Origin of the sequence: Pantoea sp. Morm (assembly GCF_016643525.1) — a bacterium.
Taxonomy (GTDB): Bacteria; Pseudomonadota; Gammaproteobacteria; order Enterobacterales; family Enterobacteriaceae; genus Pantoea; species Pantoea dispersa.
In genome coordinates this window covers 1-2,011 of sequence record NZ_VOQX01000214.1, presented here as the reverse complement: position 1 = coordinate 2,011, position 2,011 = coordinate 1, and the positions used below count along the sequence as shown (strand labels likewise).

The following is a 2,011-nucleotide window of genomic DNA, read 5'->3' as shown; positions in this document are numbered from 1 at the left end:
AGAGCTACGCGCTCTATCCGCATCTGACGGTCGCGCGCAACATGGGCTTCAGCCTTGAAATTCAGAAACGACCGCGTGCTGAGATTGAGGAGAAAGTCCGGCGAGCGGCGGAGATTCTCAGCCTGACGCACCTGCTTGATCGCCGGCCAAAAGAGCTGTCGGGTGGACAACGGCAGCGCGTGGCGATGGGCCGCGCCATTGTGCGTCAGCCGCAGGTGTTTTTGTTTGATGAGCCGCTTTCCAACCTCGATGCGCAACTGCGCGGCCAGATGCGCGTGGAGATCAAAAGACTGCATCAGCAAATGAACAACACCATCGTTTATGTTACCCACGATCAGGTCGAGGCAATGACGCTGGCTGACCGCATCGTGGTGCTTAACCACGGCGTTATTCAACAGGTGGGCACACCGCTGGAGCTGTACGACACACCGGCCAATAAGTTTGTCGCCAGTTTTATCGGTTCACCTTCGATGAATTTCATCAACGGCGTGGTGACCCCCAGCGGCGTGCGTATCAGCGACAGCGCTCAGCTGCCATTGAATACGCACTGGGCGGCACAGGCCGCTGGCCGTGACGTCATTTATGGCATCCGTCCGGAAAACATCAGCCTGGCGCAGCCGGGTGAGCAGCATGCGCTGCCCCTTGAGGTGTCGCTGGTGGAGCCGACCGGCCTGTCCGAACTGATTCACGGTTCGCTGTTTGGTCACCCGGTGATGCTGTTTACCACCCAGCGTTCCGGCGCGCGCGCCGGTGATATTTTACCGGTCGCGCTGGACAGCGAACGTGCGATGCTGTTCGACGCCGCATCACAGCGCCGCCTGTAATTGCAGGTTTAAGGTGGTCATTTACGTTCAAAACGACCAGCGCACCCCGGCATTGTAGCGCCAGCCTTTGACGCCGTTGCCGGAAATCTCTTTGCGGTAATCCGCCTCGGCATAAAGCGCCACGTTGTTGATAAGGGTCGCCGTGCCGCCGAGGCCGACGTCCCACATCTGGCCAAATTTGCCGCTGCTGAAGCTCTGGCTCAGGTCGCTGTCGCTGGTGCCGACCCTGACCTGCGCCGTACCGCCCCAGCCGCGATAGTAGTCAGCGCGCAGATACGGCGTGTACTGGTTCTGACTGCTGTCCTGCCAGCTGCGCGCCACGCGTGCGCCGAGCCGGCCTATGGTTTGATCGTAATCGTTAAAAGAGACGCGCGCGCCGTCAGCATCGGTAAAACTGTCCATGTTCATACGCAGCCAGCTAACCTGTGCCTGCGGTTCCAGGCGCACATCACCGGCCAGCATCAGCGGATAGCCAGACTCGACTGACGCCGTCCAGCCGTGCCCTTTGGGTTTAGCGACCGCTTTCTGCCGCGCAATGTCGGTTTCGCCACGGTAGCCGCTCCAGCTCAGCGAACCATCCACATACCAGCCACTGCTGCTCAGCCAGGTGCCATAAAGTGACAACGTATCGCTATCAAAGCTGGTGGAGCTGTACCCGTCAGCGGCATGCGGGCGAATGCGCGTGTTGCCGCGCGTATAGGCGACGCCGCCACGTACGCTATCTTCAGCGCCATCGGCGCGCAGCAAATTGCCACCCAGCTGTACGGCGCTGTAGTTGAGGTCGAAATCATAACCCCAGGCGTCCAGCCCGCGATTGCTTCGATACTGCAAATCCGAACCGAGGTAGCGGATAAACATCTCTGCGCTGTCCGCCGGCTGCTGGCGCAGTTCGCCGAGACGCTTATGCAGATCGTCAGTGACTGCCAGCGAGTAGTACGCCAGCCCAACCGGTGCGGAGATCCAGGACGGCACCTGCGGCGTGACCGCCGGACGCACCGCCTTAACCGCACTGCCCGCCTGCGGCTGGCACAGTGAGCCATCGCTGCAGATGAAGTTGTTTGCCAGACGATAGTCCCATACGTTGCCGCCTGCGCTACTGCCCGGTGCAAAGCTGTACAGACCATACTGCCACGGCCCGGCTGCCACATAGCCATTGCTCAGCCTGAAGCTGTCGGCGCTGGCGCTGC

2 protein-coding genes are annotated in these 2,011 nt (G+C 60.8%); one reads left to right on the top strand and one right to left on the bottom strand.

The window, feature by feature from the left end:
• The coding region (locus FT726_RS26940) for an ATP-binding cassette domain-containing protein (RefSeq protein WP_346303814.1) at nucleotides 1–824 on the top strand (824 nt) is incomplete at its 5' end.
• 27 nt (nucleotides 825–851) lie between these two features.
• On the opposite strand, the gene FT726_RS26935 is transcribed toward FT726_RS26940, so the two are convergent.
• On the bottom strand, nucleotides 852–2,011 hold a 1,160-nt coding region (locus FT726_RS26935; RefSeq protein WP_346303813.1), incomplete at its 5' end, for an autotransporter outer membrane beta-barrel domain-containing protein.